The 16,370-nt window shown below is 72.3% G+C and carries 15 protein-coding genes; 11 read left to right on the top strand and 4 right to left on the bottom strand.

From position 1 onward, the window contains the following. Positions 1–32: 32 nt before the first annotated feature. On the top strand, positions 33–809 hold the full coding sequence (locus tag ACZ3OF_RS06485; RefSeq protein ID WP_361674860.1) for a potassium channel family protein: 777 nt from the start codon (positions 33–35) through the stop codon (positions 807–809). On the opposite strand, the gene ACZ3OF_RS06480 is transcribed toward ACZ3OF_RS06485, so the two are convergent. Then, positions 790–1,266: a peptidase inhibitor family I36 protein gene (locus tag ACZ3OF_RS06480; RefSeq protein ID WP_467303176.1), complete on the bottom strand. Its 477-nt coding sequence runs from the start codon at positions 1,264–1,266 to the stop codon at positions 790–792. The two genes, ACZ3OF_RS06485 and ACZ3OF_RS06480, sit on opposite strands and share 20 nt — an antisense overlap. A gap of 159 nt (positions 1,267–1,425) precedes the next feature. Further along, the gene (locus ACZ3OF_RS06475; protein WP_467303799.1) at positions 1,426–2,919 is read right to left on the bottom strand and encodes an MFS transporter; all 1,494 of its coding nucleotides are present in this window, start codon (positions 2,917–2,919) and stop codon (positions 1,426–1,428) included. A 255-nt stretch (positions 2,920–3,174) separates the two neighbouring features. Here ACZ3OF_RS06475 and ACZ3OF_RS06470 point away from each other — a divergent pair, with 255 nt between their 5' ends. From ACZ3OF_RS06470 to ACZ3OF_RS06430, 9 genes are all read left to right on the top strand, one after another. Then, positions 3,175–3,813 (top strand): TetR family transcriptional regulator, encoded by a 639-nt coding sequence (locus ACZ3OF_RS06470; protein ID WP_361674856.1) that lies wholly within the window; start codon positions 3,175–3,177, stop codon positions 3,811–3,813. Between the two features lie 298 nt (positions 3,814–4,111). Further along, positions 4,112–5,323: an alpha/beta hydrolase gene (locus ACZ3OF_RS06465; protein WP_361674854.1), complete on the top strand. Its 1,212-nt coding sequence runs from the start codon at positions 4,112–4,114 to the stop codon at positions 5,321–5,323. 74 nt (positions 5,324–5,397) lie between these two features. Continuing rightward, complete coding sequence (locus ACZ3OF_RS06460; RefSeq protein WP_361674852.1) at positions 5,398–6,372, top strand: DUF4429 domain-containing protein; 975 nt, start codon at positions 5,398–5,400, stop codon at positions 6,370–6,372. A gap of 339 nt (positions 6,373–6,711) precedes the next feature. Next, positions 6,712–8,007 carry a sensor histidine kinase gene (locus tag ACZ3OF_RS06455; RefSeq protein ID WP_361674850.1) on the top strand — a complete coding sequence of 432 codons (1,296 nt, stop codon included), beginning with the start codon at positions 6,712–6,714 and terminating at the stop codon, positions 8,005–8,007. Then, the gene (locus tag ACZ3OF_RS06450) at positions 8,004–8,690 is read left to right on the top strand and encodes a response regulator transcription factor (RefSeq protein WP_361674848.1); all 687 of its coding nucleotides are present in this window, start codon (positions 8,004–8,006) and stop codon (positions 8,688–8,690) included. The genes ACZ3OF_RS06455 and ACZ3OF_RS06450 overlap by 4 nt, the downstream gene beginning before the upstream one ends. Positions 8,691–9,292: 602 nt before the next feature. Then, positions 9,293–9,895 carry a DUF485 domain-containing protein gene (locus tag ACZ3OF_RS06445; protein WP_361674846.1) on the top strand — a complete coding sequence of 201 codons (603 nt, stop codon included), beginning with the start codon at positions 9,293–9,295 and terminating at the stop codon, positions 9,893–9,895. Further along, positions 9,892–11,511: a sodium/solute symporter gene (locus tag ACZ3OF_RS06440; protein ID WP_467303173.1), complete on the top strand. Its 1,620-nt coding sequence runs from the start codon at positions 9,892–9,894 to the stop codon at positions 11,509–11,511. The genes ACZ3OF_RS06445 and ACZ3OF_RS06440 overlap by 4 nt, the downstream gene beginning before the upstream one ends. A 265-nt stretch (positions 11,512–11,776) precedes the next feature. Further along, entirely contained in the window at positions 11,777–12,757 is a 981-nt protein-coding gene (locus ACZ3OF_RS06435) for an alpha/beta hydrolase (RefSeq protein ID WP_361674843.1), read from the top strand. Continuing rightward, a complete protein-coding gene (locus tag ACZ3OF_RS06430) occupies positions 12,754–13,950 on the top strand; it encodes an acyltransferase family protein (protein ID WP_361674841.1) in 1,197 nt (398 codons plus the stop codon). The genes ACZ3OF_RS06435 and ACZ3OF_RS06430 overlap by 4 nt, the downstream gene beginning before the upstream one ends. Positions 13,951–14,072: 122 nt before the next feature. Here ACZ3OF_RS06430 and ACZ3OF_RS06425 read toward each other — a convergent pair whose 3' ends face one another. Further along, entirely contained in the window at positions 14,073–15,089 is a 1,017-nt protein-coding gene (locus ACZ3OF_RS06425; protein WP_467303170.1) for an aldo/keto reductase, read from the bottom strand. Next, on the bottom strand, positions 15,086–15,481 hold the full coding sequence (locus tag ACZ3OF_RS06420) for a MerR family transcriptional regulator (protein ID WP_361434866.1): 396 nt from the start codon (positions 15,479–15,481) through the stop codon (positions 15,086–15,088). Before ACZ3OF_RS06420 ends, ACZ3OF_RS06425 begins: the two co-directional genes overlap by 4 nt. 52 nt (positions 15,482–15,533) lie before the next feature. Here ACZ3OF_RS06420 and ACZ3OF_RS06415 point away from each other — a divergent pair, with 52 nt between their 5' ends. Next, on the top strand, positions 15,534–16,355 hold the full coding sequence (locus ACZ3OF_RS06415) for a serine hydrolase domain-containing protein (protein WP_361674837.1): 822 nt from the start codon (positions 15,534–15,536) through the stop codon (positions 16,353–16,355). Positions 16,356–16,370: the final 15 nt, after the last annotated feature.

Here is a 16,370-nt window from a genome sequence, read left to right as displayed (position 1 = left end):
TGCGCCCCCGCACCCCCCATACGATTCCCGGCATGATGGAACGCTGGGAGAAGCGCACCCAGACGCCACTGCTGATCCTGGCAGTGGCGTTCGGCGTCGCCTACGCCGTACCGATCGTGGCGCCTGATGCCGACCGCTGGATCCATGAGCTGTGTCTGGCCGTGGAGTGGGTGGTCTGGGGCGCGTTCGCGCTCGACTACGCCGTGCGGCTCGTGCTGGCCCCGGCGAAGTGGCAGTTCGTACGGGGCCACCCGCTCGATCTTCTCGCGGTCCTGCTCCCGCTCGTGCAGCCGCTGCGGCTGCTGCGTCTCGTCTCGACACTCCTCCTCGTGGGCCGGCGGGCCCGGATGGCTCCGCAGATAACGCTCACCACCTATGTGGCGGGCGCGGTGGTCGGGCTGATGATGTTCGGCTCGCTCGCCGTGCTCCATGTGGAGCGGAACGCCCCGGACGGGAACATCAAGACGCTCGGCGACGCGGTCTGGTGGTCGTTCACCACGATGACGACGGTGGGGTACGGCGATCACGCACCCACCACGGGACTCGGCCGCGTCCTCGCGGTGGGGCTGATGCTCTCGGGGATCGCCCTGCTCGGTGTGGTGACCGCCAACATCGCCGCCTGGTTCATCTCCCGCTTCGAGCGGGACGACGCCCAGGAGCGCCGGCAGACCGAGCTCCTGGAGGCCCTGACCCGGGAGGTCCAGGAGCTGCGCGCCGAGGTGTCCCGGCTCTCGGCCCCGGTCACCGCCACGCCGGCCGACCCCGTGCCGCGGCAGGGCGGCGCGGTGCCTACCGCTCCCAGAGCTTGAAGGCTCTGACCTCGTACGGACTCTGGGGCACCCAGGTCCCGCGCCCCGGATAGGTCTCGAACTCGCCCGTCTCCCCGCACTCCGCGGACTGGTACGTCGTCACGGGCCGTCCGGTCCTGTTGGCCAGGGCGCTCGCGCCGGGCGGCAGGGCGACACAGCTCTCGATGTCGGTGTCGGCCAGCTCGTGCTTCCACGACGGGCCCTTGAAGTCCGCCTTCGGCCACAGACACAGCTGACCGGGCCCACACGCCCCGAGCTTGGTGGCCGGCGCGGCCGGGGCGGCGACGGACACGGCGGTGGCCGGCCAGGCCGCCGGCAGGGCGGCGGCGGTGAGCAGAGCGGCCGCCAGTGCGGCCCGGAGTACGTGCTTCGTCGCCCGGGTGTGCTTGGTCCCTGCGTGCTTCGTCCCTGCGTGCTTCGTCCCTGCGTGCTTCGTCCCTGCGTGCTTCGTATACATGTCGGTGAACCCCCCGATTCCGTAACTCTCTGTAATCAGAACTCTGGCGGAGGTCACAGCCCGTTGGGAAGAGGCCAAGGCTCGATTCACCCGGACAGGTGACAGCCCCGCCGGACCGGGTCCGGCGGGGCTGTCGTTTCACCAGGCAGATGCGGAACGTCAGATGTGGGCGGCGCCCGCCCCCGCCTCCGCGTTCTCGCCGCGCTTGGTCAGCGTGGCGACCAGGGCCGCGACGACCGCGACGACACCGGCGACGGTGAAGGCAAGGCCCATGCCGTCCAGGAACGTGTCGTGGATGACGCCCCCGATCTTGTCGAACATGTCCGGGGTCATGTTGGGCGCCTTGGCCAGCTCCTGCGGGACCATGCCGAACTCGGCGGCCTCCTCGAGACCCGGCGCGGGCGCGCCCGGAATCCCGGCCGCCGTCCAGTTCTCGGCGAACGCGCTGGAGACCTTGGAGGACATGACCGCGCCCAGCACGGCCGTACCGAGCGCGCCGCCGACCTGCATGGCGGCCTGCTGCAGGCCGCCCGCCACACCGGAGAGCTCCAGCGGGGCGTTGCCGACGATGACCTCGGTGGCGCCGACCATGACCGGGGCGAGGCCCAGGCCGAGCAGAGCGAACCAGAGCGACATCGTGAACGTGCCGGTCTCCGCGGAGAGGGACATCATGCCGAACATCGCGACGGCGGTGCAGATCATGCCGCCCACCAGCGGGATGCGCGGGCCGAACTTGGTGATCAGCGCACCGGCCAGCGGCGAGGAGACGATCATCATCGCCGTCAGCGGCAGGAGGTGCAGACCGCTGTCGATCGGGCTCAGGCCCTTGACGCCCTGCAGGTAGAAGGTCACGAAGAACAGGCCGCCCATGAAGGCGAAGGCCATCAGGACCATCAGCACCACGCCCGCCGTGAGCGGGACGGAGCGGAACATGGCCAGCGGGATGAGCGGCTCCTTGACCTTCGTCTGCCAGAAGGCGAAGAGGACGAAGAGGAAGACCGCTGCGGCCAGGCAGCCCACGGTGTTGCCGCTCGCCCAGCCCCACTTGGCACCGGCGTTGATGAGGCCCCAGACGAGGGACCCCATCGCGCCGGAGAGCAGCAGGATGCCGAGGATGTCGAAGGAGCGCGGTGCGTTCTCGGCGCGGTGGTCCTTCAGGATCACCAGGCCGAGGACGAGCGCGAGGACACCGACCGGCACGTTGATGAAGAAGACGGACTGCCAGCTGACGTGCTCGACGAGGAAGCCGCCGAGGATCGGGCCGCCGGCCGTGGAGGCACCGATGACCATGCCCCAGATGCCGATGGCCATGTTCAGCTTCTCGGCCGGGAAGGTGGCGCGCAGCAGGCCGAGCGCGGCCGGCATCAGCAGGGCGCCGAAGAGGCCCTGGAGGACACGGAAGGCGATCACGAGCCCGATCGAGTCCGAGAGGCCGATCGCCCCGGAGGCGGCGGCGAAGCCCGCGATGCCGATGAGGAAGGTCTGGCGGTGGCCGAAACGGTCACCGAGCTTGCCGGCCGTGATCAGCGCGACGGCCAGCGCGAGCAGATAACCGTTGGTGATCCACTGGAGCTGGTCGAGGGTGGCGCCGAGGTCCGCCTGGATGGCGGGGTTGGCTATGGCGACGATCGTGCCGTCGAGCGCGACCATCATCACGCCGGCGGCGACTGCGAACAGGGTCAGCCAGGGGTGGCCTCGCAGGCCTTTCGACGGAGCCGGAACGGGGCTCCGGTCGCCCCCCTGGCCCTGCGGGGCCTTTTCCACGGTGGTCTGACTAGTCATACGAGGGAGGCTAATGTCAGTGACTGACAATTGACAAAGCAATTCACACGCCGGTAACTGTCACTTGGCTCACAGGTACGCTGAGCGGCACGAAACGATGGAAAGTGGCGGAAAGAGGGCCATAAGGTGACGGTTTCCGGTCTGCGGGAACGGAAGAAGCAGCGCACACGGGACGCGCTCCTCCGGGTGGCCCTGGAGCTGTTCACGACACAGGGGTACGAGCAGACCACCGTGGACGAGATCGCCGACGCGGTCGAGGTCTCCCAGCGCACGTTCTTCCGCTACTTCACCTCCAAGGAGGAAGTGGCGTTCGCCGTGCAGCAGATGGTCGAGGAGCACTTCGTCCAGGCGCTGGTGGAGCGCCCCGCGGAGGAGGGTCCGCTCGACGCGATGCGCAACGCCGTGCTCGCCTCGTGGGACACGATCGGCGAGGCGATCATGGAGGTCGTGCCCGTCGACATGTACCTCCGGACCTTCCAGATGATCGAGTCGACGCCGGCGCTGCTGGCCGCGCATCTGCGGCGCACGACCGAGATGGAGGACACCATCGCCCGGGTCGTCGCCGAGCGCGAGGGCGTCGACGTGGACGAGGACCCTCGCCCGCGGATCGTGGTCGCGGCGTTCAGCGGCGTGATGCGCGTGACGGGCCAGCTGTGGGGCCGGGGCACCGACCTGAGCCTGGAGGGCATCCGCGCCCTGACGGAGGACTACCTGGACCACCTGGCGCCGGCGCTGGCCCGGGACTGGCGGGGCGAGGGCGCGTAGGTCCGGGGGGCCGCAGAGGCGTCTCGGCGCGGGACCGGCCCGTACCGGAGGTCTCGTACGGGGGACTTCGTACGGGCACGGTCGGGCCCGTCCGGTCGCGCGAGCCCGCCCCTCCCCCACCGACAGGAACGGGCCTGCGCCTGCCGTCACCGCCCGTCCCGTACGGACTCGCCCGCGTCACGCCTCAACCCATGGCGTACGCCCGCGCGTACGGATCGTCATCCCACGCCACCTCCCCTCGTGATCCGCGTCACGTGGCGCCCCAGGCCGCCTTTCGCGTCTCCTAGGGTGAGGCGCAGTGACTTCCTTCGACTCCTCCCCCACGCTCTCCCTCTGGCGCCTGCTGCTCGCGCTGGCCGTCGTGTTCGTACTCCTCGCGACCACCGGCTGGACGACGATCAGCCATCAGCGCGGGCCGGGCGAGTCCCGCGAGGCCGCGCTCGCGTCCTGGGTGCACAGCAGGATCGGCCACCGGGCGCTGCCCGACCCGTCCGCCCCCGCCCGGACGATCTCCGCGTTCTTCGCCTCCGTCGGACCGTCGCAGGGCGCCTTCCTGGCCGACGCGCACCCGCTCGTCGTCGGCAATCTCGACGGCGCCCCGGTCGCCCTCCGCTACCGCGCCAACCGGATCTCCCTGGGCCGCGCGCTCGACGCCGAGCGCCACAGGATCGAGACCGCCAAGCTGACCACCGACGGCCGGCGTGAGGCCGTGCGCCGGGCTCACCGCTTCACCTCGCTGATGCGGTCCGACCGGCAGATCCTCGCCTTCGACCCGAGCGGCGGCGGCCGGATGGCCGAGGTCCTCGGCGATCTGGACCGGGCGGACCGGGTCTCGGTGATCGTGCCGGGCGTCGACACCAATCTGCTGACCTTCCAGAAGACGAGCCGCAAGTACTCGGCGCCCGTAGGGATGGCGCAGTCGCTGTACGCCGCCGAGCTCCGGGCCGCGCCCCGGAGCCGTACGGCCGTGATCGCCTGGGCCGACTACACCGCGCCCGTCGGGGTCGGCATCGACGCCGCGATGGGGCGCCTCGCCTCGGCGGGTGCGGTACGGCTGCTCGGCATGACGAACGCCCTGCCCGGAGACTCGCGCGTCAGCCTGTTCTGCCACAGTTACGGCTCCGTGCTCTGCGGGGTCGCCGCGGACGAGCTGCCCTCCCGGGTGACGGACGTCGTCGTGGCGGGGAGCCCGGGCATGCGGGTGGGGAGCGCGGCCGAACTGTCGACCCGGGCCCGGGTGTGGGCGATGCGGGACGCGGACGACTGGATCGCGGACGTACCGCACCTCGCGGTCGGCGGGGTCGGGCACGGGGCGGATCCGGTGGCGCCGGAGTTCGGGGCGCGGCTGCTCTCGTCGGAGGGCGCGAAGGGCCACACCGGCTATTTCGAGCCGGGCACCGGAAGCCTGGACAACTTCGCTGCCATAGGCGTCGGTTCGTACGGGAGCCTGACATGTGCGAGCGCCGACAGCGCTTGCCGCAGGGGGATTTCCGGCGCGGAAGAGGTCTGACGCGCGTAGAGCGGGGCGTTTCGGCTGCCCGCGCAGGGGCGACGCGCGGTCGCACGCCGCCTACGATGAGGCACATGGGTGATGTGCTGGCCGGAAATCATGCCACCTGGGAGTTCGAGAGTGACGCCCTCGTCATCCGCTTCGAACGGGGGATCCGCACACCGAAACTCTTCCAGGCGCTGGGCGAACGACGCATCCCGCACGAGGCGTTGGCGTCGGTGACGCTCGTCCCGGGCAAGCGGGGCACGGTCGTGCTGCACGCGGTGCCGAGACGGGGCGCCGATCCGCTGATGGAGGCGGCCGCGGGGCAGTTGAAGGAGGGATACGACCCGTACCGGCTGGTGCTGCCGGCGGAACGGGAGACGCTGGCCGAGTACTACCGGGACGAGCTACGGGAACGGCTCGGGCGGGCCGACGGGGCCCACGTCTCGACGAGTGGCTCGCTGGGGGGCTCGTCGGGTGGCTCGCCGGCTGCCCTGTCCGACAGGTCGTCAGGCGTCGCGTGGGACCTCCCCGGCGACGAGCCGACCGACGGCTTCCTCGTGGCGGCGCCCCAGGGGCCGCAGTCCTTCAAGGCGTACGACGGCAAGGCGAGCTTCGACGGCACGTCGAAGGTCACGTTCCGCTGGTTCTGGACGGGCGCGTCCTCCGAGAAGTGGAAGGCCGGCGACCAGACGTTCTCGGTACGGGAGCTCAGCGGGGTCGAGTGGCGCTCGCCGGACATCTTCGACGGGTACCTGCGGCTGCTGCCCCGGGCCGGGGAGCCTCGGTCGGCACAGGCGGACCACGACCCGGCGGCCGTGGTCTTCGGCCTCGGCTACGGCCCGGTCCACGAGTCCCTGCCGTTCGCCGCGGCGGTCCTGGCGGCGATCCGAGGCGCGGGACGCACGGCGGCGCCGGAGCCCGCGGACGTGCCGGCGTCGCCGGAGTCCCGCGACCCGGCGGGCGTCGCGGAGCGGATCCGGCACCTGGGGGAACTGCACCGCGCGGGGCTGGTGACCGACGAGGAGTTCACGGTGAAGAAGGCGGAGCTGCTGGCGGAGCTGTGAGCGCGGCGCTCGGGGACGGGCGACAAGGACGGCGCTCGGGAGACGGGCTGGGGGGCGACCCTCGGGGACGGGCGACAGGGACGGCGCTCGGGAGACGGGCTGGGGGGCGGCCCTCGGGGAGGGGCTGGGGGCGGCCCAAGGGGACGGCTGCGGGGGCGGCGCTCGGGGACGGCTGCGGGGGCGGCGCTCGGGGAATGGGGGCGGCCCCCGGCGACGGGATGGGGGCGGCCCCGGCGACGGCTGGGGGGTGCGGCCTCCGGTGATACCCAGGTATCACCCCTGGACCGGCCCCTCGGTATGACGTCTCGCGCGGGCCCGGCTGCCTAACCTGGGCGGGCCATGAAGAAGACACCCACCTCCCCCCGCCTCGCCGCGCGGCTCGCGCCCGTGCGCCTGGCGCTGCGGTCCTTCGGGGTCGCCCTCGCGACCCCGACCGAGCCGGGCGCGCCCCTGTTCGCCGATGTGCGCAACCGGTGGCTGAGGATGCTCCCGTACGCCGTCGCGCTCGGCTTCGTCTGTTCGCTGCTCCCCGTCACCGTCACCGTCCTCATGCAGGACTACGAAGTGAACGGTGCCCTCGCGGGTGCTCTCGCCACCGCGCAGACCGCGCCGTTGCTGCTCGCCGTCACCCGTCCCCTCCAGGCCTGGTGGATCATCGGCGCCGCCGACGTCCTCGGCGCCGTCGTGCTGCTCGGCGCGGACGGCCTGGACGGACGGTCCTGGCCGTGGACGCCGATGGTCGTCGTCGGGTACCTCGCGCTGATGCTCGCCCTCGGGCTCCGCGAGTCGCGCAAGGCCCTGCTCGGGGTGTGGCTGGTGACCGGGGCCGCCGGGTTCGTGCTCGTCGCGCTCCGGCCGGAGCGGGACGACGGCGTCCACATCCTGCTCTTCGTCCTGAGCGGCGTCGTCCTGCTCATCACGGCGACGCTGCGGGAGCGCGGGGACGCCGAGCGCCGCACACAGGAGGAGCGGGCCCGTACGACGCTCCTGGAGGAACGCGCCCGGATCGCGCGCGAGTTGCACGACGTCGTCGCCCACCACATGTCCGTGATCACCGTGCAGGCGGACTCGGCGCCGTACCGGATCCCGGATCTTCCGGAGGCGGCGCGCGAGGAGTTCACCTCGATCGCGGCGAGCGCGCGGGAGTCGCTCGCGGAGATGCGGCGGCTGCTGGTGGTGCTGCGCAGCGAGGGCACGGAGGGCGAGCGGGCCCCGCAGCCGGGCCTGGACCGGGTGCAGCAGCTGATCGAGGCGACGGTACGGGCGGGGGTGCCGGCGGAGCTGTCGATGGCGGCAGATCTCAAGGACCGCGGCGACGTACCGCAGGCGGTGGATCTGTCGGCGTACCGGATCGTGCAGGAGGCTCTCGCGAACGTGGTCCGGCACGCGCCGGGCGCGGAGACCCGGGTGTCGGTACGGTCCGAGGACGGCGTGCTGATCGTGGTGGTCGTCAACGGGCCCGCGCCTGGGCCGACTTCGCCGCTGGAGGGCGGGACCGGGACGGGTCACGGGCTGGTCGGCATGCGGGAACGCGTACGGTTGACGGGCGGCACGCTGGACACCGGGCCGCTGCCGGACGGCGGCTTCCGGGTCGCGGCCGGACTCCCGCTGCGCACGAAGGACGGACTTCCGTGACCCCCATCCGCGTGATCATCGTCGACGACCAGGCCATGGTGCGGGCGGGGTTCGCCGCGCTGTTGTCGGCGCAGGCCGACATCGACGTGGTGGGCGAGGCGCCGGACGGGCGGCAGGGGGTGGAGGTCGCGCGTGCGACGCACCCGGACGTGGTGCTGATGGACGTACGGATGCCGGAGATGGACGGGCTGGCGGCGGCGCGGGAGATCCTGGACCCGCCGGCGGGGGTGGTGCACCGTCCGAAGGTGCTGATGCTCACGACGTTCGACGTGGACGACTACGTGTACGAGGCGCTGCGCGCGGGCGCGTCGGGCTTCTTGCTGAAGGACGCGCCGCCGGCGGATCTGATCGCCGCGGTACGGGTGGTGGCGGCGGGCGAGGCGTTGCTGGCGCCGTCGGTGACGCGACGGCTGATCGCCGACTTCGCGGCGACGAGGCCGGCGCCGCGGGCGGACCGGGCGGCGCTGCGGCTGAACGGCCTGACGCCGCGTGAGACGGAGGTCCTCGAACTGATCGCCCGGGGCCTGTCGAACCAGGAGATCGCGGAACGTCTGGTCCTCGCGGAACAGACGGTGAAGACCCACATCGGCCGGGTCCTGGCGAAGCTGGACCTGCGGGACAGGGCGCAGGCGGTGATCTTCGCGTACGAATCGGGCCTGGTGACCCCGGGCGACGCACGCTAGGCCGTGAGGACGCCGAGGTCCCGCCGGAGTCCTGCGGGGAGAGGCCTCCGGTCGCGGTGGCGAAGAGCGGCATGAGCGCAGAGAAAGGCGAAACCGAAGCCGAAGCCGAAGCCGACGAGGAGGATGCCGGCAGTCGGTGGGTGGCGTAGGAGCCGCCGGCCTCGACGCCGTCAGGAGCGCAAGGCCGACCGACGCGAGCGCCAGGCCCGGCACGATCAGGCCACGGGGCGCCGGCCGGTGCCGCAGGCGGGCGGAGACCTGGGCGGAGGCGTTCCCGCCATCGGCAGCGGGCCAGGCCGATCCGGGCCGGGGGCAGCCGAGGGCATCCGCCCGACCACATCGTCGGCCCGCCCGGCGCAACGCCGGACCGGTCGTGCCGAGCGGCCCGCCCGGCCCCAGGGCCGGCCCGAGACTCACCTGTGACCTGCGGAAAGATCCACGACGGGGTTACCGCGGGTTCCGTCGCCGCGCACACAGGATCGTCACCGAACCGACATACCGAGCGGTCGGAAACCTCTTACGCAGGAGCTGTACCCATGAGTAACGTACGCGGACCACCGGCGCCACCCGCCCGTTCCCCGGGGCGGCAAGGAGCAAGATCGATGTCGTACCACCAGCCTTTCCCCGGCCCACCGCCCGTACCCCAGCACCGGAATGCCGGGCGGCACCGCCAAGAGGCGGAGTCGCAGTCCTGGGAGGATGGATCGCAGTCCTGGGACACCGATCCACAGGCAGCCTGGGACTCGTCCCCGCGAGCGTGGGACTCCTCGCCGCAGGGCCGGGACTCCGGGCAGCAGCCCTGGGACGCGTCCCCGCAGCCGCAACCGCCCGCCGCCAGCGACGATCGTGATGATCTGCACCGGCTCGGATCGGCCTACCGCAGGCTCCGCCGGGTCGCCACCTTCACCGCGCTCGGCTACTTCGTCATCTTCCTCTTCCTGTCCGGCTACGCCCCCTCGATGATGACCGGCACCATCAGCGGTGGTCTCACCATCGGTCTGGTCCTGGGGCTCCTCCAGCTGCCCGTGGCGCTGGCTGCGATCGCGCTGTACGAGCGGATCGCGCGCAACCGCGTCGACCCGCTCGCCGCGGCGATCCGCGAACGCGCCGAGCAGGCTGCCGCGGCAGCGGCGCCCCGGCCGGAACGCCAGAGCCGCTCCGGCCGTCCCGTGTGGCAGCAGCCCAGCGGAGGTGCGCGCGCATGACCAGCTTCAGCTCCGAGGCCCAGACCATGTCGCTGATGGCGTTCATCGCGGTCATCACCGTCACGCTGCTGCTGTGCGTGATGACCGGCCCCGATCGTGACGACCTGGGCGATTTCTACACCGGCTACCGCTCGCTCTCCCCCGTGCAGAGCGGCCTCGCGATCGCCGGTGACTACATCTCCGCCGGCACCGTGCTCGGCACCATCGGCATCATCGCGCTCGTCGGCTACGACGGCATCACGCTCGCCCTGAGCACCGTGCTCTCGCTGGTCCTGATGATGTTCCTGCTCGCCGAACCGCTGCGCAACGCCGGCCGGTTCACGATCGGCGACGTCTTCACCCGGCGTCTCCCCGGCCCCGCCGTGCGGATCACCACGGCCGCGGTCACCCTGACCGCACTGCTGCCGCTGGTGATCTTCCAGCTCGCGGGCGCCGGCGATCTCCTCTCCGTCGTCCTCGGCTTCGACGCCGACGGCTTCAAGACCGGCGCGATCGTGTTCCTGGGCCTGCTGATGATCGCGTACGCGGCGATCGGCGGCATGAAGGGCACCGCCTTCATCCAGATCGTCAAGACCGTCGTCCTGCTCGGCGCGTCCCTCGCGATCGCCGCGCTCATCCTCAACCGCTTCGACTTCAGCCTGCCCTCCCTGCTGGACGCCGCCAAGCGCGGCAGCGGGGCGGGAGACGCCTACCTCGCCTCCGGTCTGCAGTTCGGCGGCAACGAACTCGACATGATCAGCACTCAGTTGACGGTCGTGCTCGGCGCCGCGGTGCTGCCGCAGATCACCATGCGCATGTTCACCGCGCGCAGCGCGGCAGCCGTGCGGCGCTCGATGTCCTGGGCCGTGTCGACCGTCGTCGTGACCTGTCTGCTGATCGCCGTCATCGGCTTCGGCGCGGCGGCGATCGTCGGCCACCAGGGGATCGTCGCCGGCGACCCGCAGGGCAAGACGGCGTTCCTCATGGTCAGCCAGGCCGTCATGGGCACGGACCAGACGACCGTCGAGACACTGCTGTTCACGGCCGTGGCGACAGCCATCTTCCTCACCCTGCTGGCCTCGGTCGCCGGGATCACCCTCGCCTGCGCCAACACCCTGGCGCACGACCTCATCACGCACGGGCTGCGCCGCAAGGCGCAACTGAAGGGCTCCGCAGAGATGGCCATCGCCCGGACCGCCGCGGCGGGCGTCGGGCTCGTGGCGATCGCGATCGCCGCCGGTGCACGGCATCTGAACCTTCAGGCACTGCTCACCCTGTCGTTCTGCATCGGCGCGTCCGCGGTCGCACCGGCCCTCATCTACAGCCTCTTCTGGCGCCGCTACTCCCGTACGGGGCTGCTCTGCACCCTCATCGTGGGCAGCGCCTCCGCGTTCATCCTCATGACCGGCAGCAACCTGGTGTCCGGATCGCCCCAAGCGATCTTCCCGGACCAGGACTTCAACTGGTTCCCCTTCACCACGTCGGGAATCCTCTCGGCCCCGCTGGGCTTCCTCGCGGGCTGGCTCGGCACGGTGCTCTTCGAACGTGACCCGGCCGACCAGCGCATGCGGTACGAAGCGGTGGAGGAGACGATCCTGGCCGGCACACCCGCGGCGAACAGTACCTCCGCGTCCTGACGCGCACGCCCCGACGAAAGGGCGCCCGGCCTGAAGTTCCAGGCCGGGCGCCCTTTCGGCTGTCCCGAGGTGCCTAGGGCCTCTCGTTCTCCCCGCCCCGCTATGGGGGGGGGAGAACCCCACCCCCTCACGGGGGTCGGCGCCTCCTCCGGCCCCTACCCCGGTATGAGGCCCGACTTGGCCCTCCGGTGTGACGTCGTGTCAGGCGTCCTCTTCCTACCTTCCTCTCGCCATCGCAACGAGACGTGAAGAGGGAGGGCGCCGCATGCGCCGTTACACGAGGACCCTGGTCGCCGCCGCGCTCGCCGTCACCGTCGTCGCCGGGACCGCCGGGTGGGCGTCCGGGAGCGCGCAGCGGGCCGTGACCGGGCCGCCCGTCGGGGCGGAGGCGTGGACGGCCGCCGGGCTGCCCGACCCCGAGCGCACCAGCCCCGCCGAAGTCGCCGCGTTCTTCCGCGACTTGAACCCCGCCCGGCAGCAGGAGCTGCTCCGCGCCCACCCCTCCGTCGTCGGCAATCTCGACGGCGTTCCGCCCACGCTTCGGTACGAGGCCAACGCCCTCACCCTCGGCGCCCAGTACGCCGGTCGGCAGGTCCTCGCCTCCGACCCGCGCGGACGCGGCCAGATCGCCCTCGTCTCCGGCGACCTCACCACCGCCGAGCACATCGCCGTCGTCGTCCCCGGCTCCGACATCGACGCCGGCAACATCCGGCCCCTCACCGACATGGCCGACGCCCTGCGCCGCGCCACCGACGGCCGTACCGCCGTCATCGCCTGGGCCGGCTACACCACCCCCGTCGGCGTCGGCGTCGACGCCGCCACCGGCGACCTCGCCGAGGCCGGAGCCGAGCGGCTGACCCGGCTGACCGACGGCCTGGCCGCCGTCGGGGCGCCCGCCCCCTCCCTCTTCTGCCACAGCTACGGCTCCGTCGTCTGCGGCCTCGCCGCCCACGACCTCAAGGCCAAGGACCTCGTCGTCCTCGGCTCCCCCGGCATGCGCGCCGGCAACGTCGGCGAGCTGCGCACGTCCGCCCGCGTCTGGGCCGCCAAGGACCCGTCCGACTGGATCGACCGCGTCCCCAACGTCTCCTTCGCCGGGCTCGGCCACGGCGCCGACCCCACCGAGCCCGCGTTCGGTGCCCGCCGCGTCCCCGCCGACGACGCCCGCGGCCACAACGGCTACTTCGCGACCGGCACGCAGTCCCTCCGTACCTTCGCCGCCATCGCCCAGGGGGATGCCCGATGAACGCGCTCGCCGAACGCATCGAGGCCCGTACCCCCGCCCATCGCGACCGCGCGATCGACGGCCTGCGCGCTCTCGCCCTCCTCGCCGTACCGACCGGCCACTGGCTGCTCGGCGGGTTCACGCTCTCCTCCGACGGCGCGATCCACAACGCCAGCCCGCTCTCCGCCTTCGGCGGCCTCGCCCCCGCCAGCTGGATCCTCCAGATGCTCGGGATCTTCTTCCTCGTCGGCGGCTACGCCTCCGTCCTGTCCTACCGCCGCCACGAGGGTTCCACCGCCACCTGGCTCAAGGGCCGCCTCGCCCGCCTCGGCCGGCCCGTCCTCGGCGTCACCGCCGTCTGGGCCTTGCTCCTCCCTCTCCTCCACTACGGGTTCGACGTCCCCGGCGACACCCTGCGGACGGCCTCCACGCTGGTCATCCAGCCGCTCTGGTTCGTCGGGGTGTACACGGTCGTCACCGCCCTCACCCCCCTGTGCGTCCGCGCCGCCCGCCGCGCCGGAATCTGGGCCGCGGCGCCCCTGCTCGGCTCCGTCGCCGTCGTCGACTTCCTGCGCTACGGCCCGTACGCGGACGCCATGCCCTCCTGGCTGAGCGTCCTGAACATCCTCCCCGGCTGGCTCTTCGCCTACCAGCTCGGTGTCTCCTGGGGCGAGGGGCGGGTCACCCGGCGCCACGCCTGGGGTCTGCTGCTCGGCGGCGCGGCGCTCTTCGCCGCCCTGCTCCTCGCCTTCGGCTACCCGGCCTCGATGGTCGGCGTCCCCGGCGAGGCCCGCACCAACTCCCACCCGCCGTCGCTGCTCGTCCTCGCCCTCGCCGCCGCACAGAGCGGGGCGGCGATCCTGCTCCGCGAACGGTTCGGGAAGCTGCTGCGGCGACCCGCGCTGTGGGCGCCGGTCGTGGTCGTCAACCTGTCCGCGATGACGATCCTGTGCTGGCACCAGACGGCGATGCTCGCCGCCGCGATCCCCGCGTCGTACGGGGGTGAGGTCCCTGGCCTCGTCGGCGCGCCGGACTCGGTCGGCTGGATCCTGGCCAGGCTCGCCTGGATGCCGCTCTTCGCCGGGCTGCTGGTCCTGATCGGGCGCTTCACCCGACGCTTCGAGTCCCCCTGGACCCGCACCGGCCCCGCCCGCCGCACGGCGGCAGGCCTCCTCGCCGCGGGCTTCGCCGCCTTCGCCCTGGGACTGGCATGAGCCCGGCGCGGCGCCGGGAAACCCGGCGGACCGGCCGGCCCCGAGGGCCCGACCGGTCCGAGGCGCCCGGCCGTCCCGGCGGACCCGAGGACCCGGGAGCCGGCCTTGGGCGCCCCCGACCCCTACTCCCTCACCGTCGCCGTCGAGCGCATGTCCGGGTAGCGGTCGCCCGACACCTGGGACGCGATCGGCTCCAGTTCCGCCAGTTCCGAGGGCGTCAGCTTCAGGCGCGTCGCCGCCGCGTTCTCCTCAAGGCGCGTGCGCTTGCGGGTGCCCGGGATCGGGACCACCGTCAGGCCGTGGACCGAGGCACGCTGCTGGACCCAGGCCAGGGCGACCTGCGCCGCCGTCGCACCGTGATCGGCCGCGATCTTGTGGACCGGTGCGAGCAGCGCCGCGTTCCGTACCGCGTTCTCGCCCGAGAAGCGGGGCTGGTACGCACGGAAGTCGCCGCTCGACAGCTCCTTCGAGGCGTCCGCGAACGCTCCCGTCAGAAAGCCCCGGCCCAGCGGCGAGTACGCCACGAACGTCACCCCGAGTTCCGCCGCCGCCCCCACCGCGCTGCGCTCCACATCGCGTGAGAAGAGCGACCACTCCGACTGCAGGGCCGTGATGGGGTGCACCGCGTGCGCCTCGCGCAGCTCCGCGCCCGTCACCTCGCTCAGGCCCACGTACCGGATCTTGCCTTCCTGTACGAGCTCCGCCATCGCCCCGACCGACTCCGCGAAGGGGACCTCCGGGTCGTGCCGGTGCATGTAGTAGAGGTCGATCGTCTCGATGCCGAGGCGGCGCAGGCTCCCCTCCACGGCCTGGCGGATGTACGCCCGGTCGTTGCGGATGGCCCGGTAGTGCGGGTCCCCGGCGCGCCGCTCGATGGCGAACTTGGTGGCGAGCGTGACCTCGTCGCGGTGCCGGGCGAGGAACGGCGCCAGGAACTCCTCGTTGGCGCCGCTGCCGTAGACGTCCGCGGTGTCGATCAGGGTGACGCCGGCCTCGAGTGCGGCGTCGAGGGTGTCGCGGGCGGCGGCCTCGTCCGTGTCGCCGTAGAACTCGCTGATGCCCATGGCGCCGAAGCCCTGGACGCCGATCTCCGGTCCGTCCTGCCCGCCGAGCCGTACCGTGTCGATCCTGGTGGTCATGAGGTCGTGCCTCCGCAGATGGTTCCGTAGTGCCCGATCTTGATGTCGAGCACGGCGAGCGCGTCCTGGAGTTCGCCGATCCGGGAAAGGACGTCCCGGCGGGTGCTCTCCAGGAGCTCGCGCCGTTCGTCCCTGGTGTGATCGCCCTCCCGCACCAGCTCCGCGTACCGCACCATCCCGGCGACCGGCATCCCGGTCAGCCGGAGCTTGCCGACGAACGCCAGCCAGTCCAGATCGCGCTGCGAGAAGCGGCGCTGGCCGGTGTGCGAACGGTCGACGTGCGGCATCAGCCCGATCCGCTCGTACCAGCGCAGGGTGTGCGCCGACAGGCCGGTCAGGGCGGCCACCTCACTGATGGTGAAGTGGGCGGCGCTGCTCTCGATCACGCTCATGACCCCCACGCTAGAACCCTTGAGTGCACTCTAAGCAAGTAGGCTCGGCTCCATGTCCTTGCAGAGCCTGGCGTTGATCGAGAACTGGCCCGTCCCGACCGCGGCCGCCGCCGTCGTCCGCGCGGACGGCACCCTGGCCGGGGCGCACGGCCCCACCGGACAGCGGTTCCCGCTCGCCTCCGTCACCAAGCCGCTGGCGGCGTACGCCGTCCTCGTCGCGTACGAGGAGGGGGCGATCGAGCTCGACGAGCCGGCCGGGCCCGAGGGCGCGACGGTCCGGCACCTGCTGGCGCACACCTCGGGGCTCGCGTTCGACGAGCCGCGGGTCATGGCCGCGCCGGGCACGCGCCGCATCTACTCCAACACCGGGTTCGAGGCGCTCGGCGACCATGTCGCCAAGGCGACGGACATCTCGTTCGCCGACTACCTCCACCAGGCCGTCCTGGAGCCGCTGGGCATGACCTCGACGTCGCTGGAGGGCTCGCCCGCCAAGGACGGCGTCTCGACGGTCGACGACCTGGTGCGGTTCGCGGCCGAGGTGCAGGCGCCCCGGCTGCTCGACGCGCGCACGGTGCTCGACGCGATGACGGTGTCGTACCCCGGTCTCACCGGCATCCTGCCCGGGTACGGCCATCAGCGGCCGAACGACTGGGGGCTCGGTTTCGAGATCCGGGACGGCAAGGCGCCGCACTGGACGGGGGCCTCGTCCTCGCCGCGGACGTTCGGGCACTTCGGGCAGTCGGGCACGTTCCTGTGGATCGACCCGGACGCGCGCGCCGCGTGCGTGGCACTGACCGACCGGCCCTTCGGGCCGTGGGCCGTGGAGGCGTGGCCGCCGTTCACGGACGCGGTGCTCAGGGAGCTGCGCGGCTAGCGCGGCGTCCAGGCT

The organism is Streptomyces sp. NPDC022552 (assembly GCF_055561875.1).
This window is presented reverse-complemented; position numbering and strand designations above follow the sequence as displayed.

What these genes read in the sequence shown, in the direction of transcription:
- ACZ3OF_RS06485 (WP_361674860.1), top strand. Translation starts at nt 33, where the DNA reads ATGATGGAACGCTGGGAGAAGCGCACCCAGACGCCACTGCTGATCCTG.
- ACZ3OF_RS06445 (WP_361674846.1), top strand. Translation starts at nt 9,293, where the DNA reads ATGTCGTACCACCAGCCTTTCCCCGGCCCACCGCCCGTACCCCAGCAC.
- ACZ3OF_RS06480 (WP_467303176.1), bottom strand. Translation starts at nt 1,266, where the DNA reads ATGTATACGAAGCACGCAGGGACGAAGCACGCAGGGACGAAGCACGCA.
- ACZ3OF_RS06415 (WP_361674837.1), top strand. Translation starts at nt 15,534, where the DNA reads ATGTCCTTGCAGAGCCTGGCGTTGATCGAGAACTGGCCCGTCCCGACC.
- ACZ3OF_RS06455 (WP_361674850.1), top strand. Translation starts at nt 6,712, where the DNA reads ATGAAGAAGACACCCACCTCCCCCCGCCTCGCCGCGCGGCTCGCGCCC.
- ACZ3OF_RS06440 (WP_467303173.1), top strand. Translation starts at nt 9,892, where the DNA reads ATGACCAGCTTCAGCTCCGAGGCCCAGACCATGTCGCTGATGGCGTTC.
- ACZ3OF_RS06435 (WP_361674843.1), top strand. Translation starts at nt 11,777, where the DNA reads ATGCGCCGTTACACGAGGACCCTGGTCGCCGCCGCGCTCGCCGTCACC.
- ACZ3OF_RS06420 (WP_361434866.1), bottom strand. Translation starts at nt 15,481, where the DNA reads ATGAGCGTGATCGAGAGCAGCGCCGCCCACTTCACCATCAGTGAGGTG.
- ACZ3OF_RS06425 (WP_467303170.1), bottom strand. Translation starts at nt 15,089, where the DNA reads ATGACCACCAGGATCGACACGGTACGGCTCGGCGGGCAGGACGGACCG.
- ACZ3OF_RS06475 (WP_467303799.1), bottom strand. Translation starts at nt 2,919, where the DNA reads ATGATGGTCGCGCTCGACGGCACGATCGTCGCCATAGCCAACCCCGCC.
- ACZ3OF_RS06460 (WP_361674852.1), top strand. Translation starts at nt 5,398, where the DNA reads ATGGGTGATGTGCTGGCCGGAAATCATGCCACCTGGGAGTTCGAGAGT.
- ACZ3OF_RS06430 (WP_361674841.1), top strand. Translation starts at nt 12,754, where the DNA reads ATGAACGCGCTCGCCGAACGCATCGAGGCCCGTACCCCCGCCCATCGC.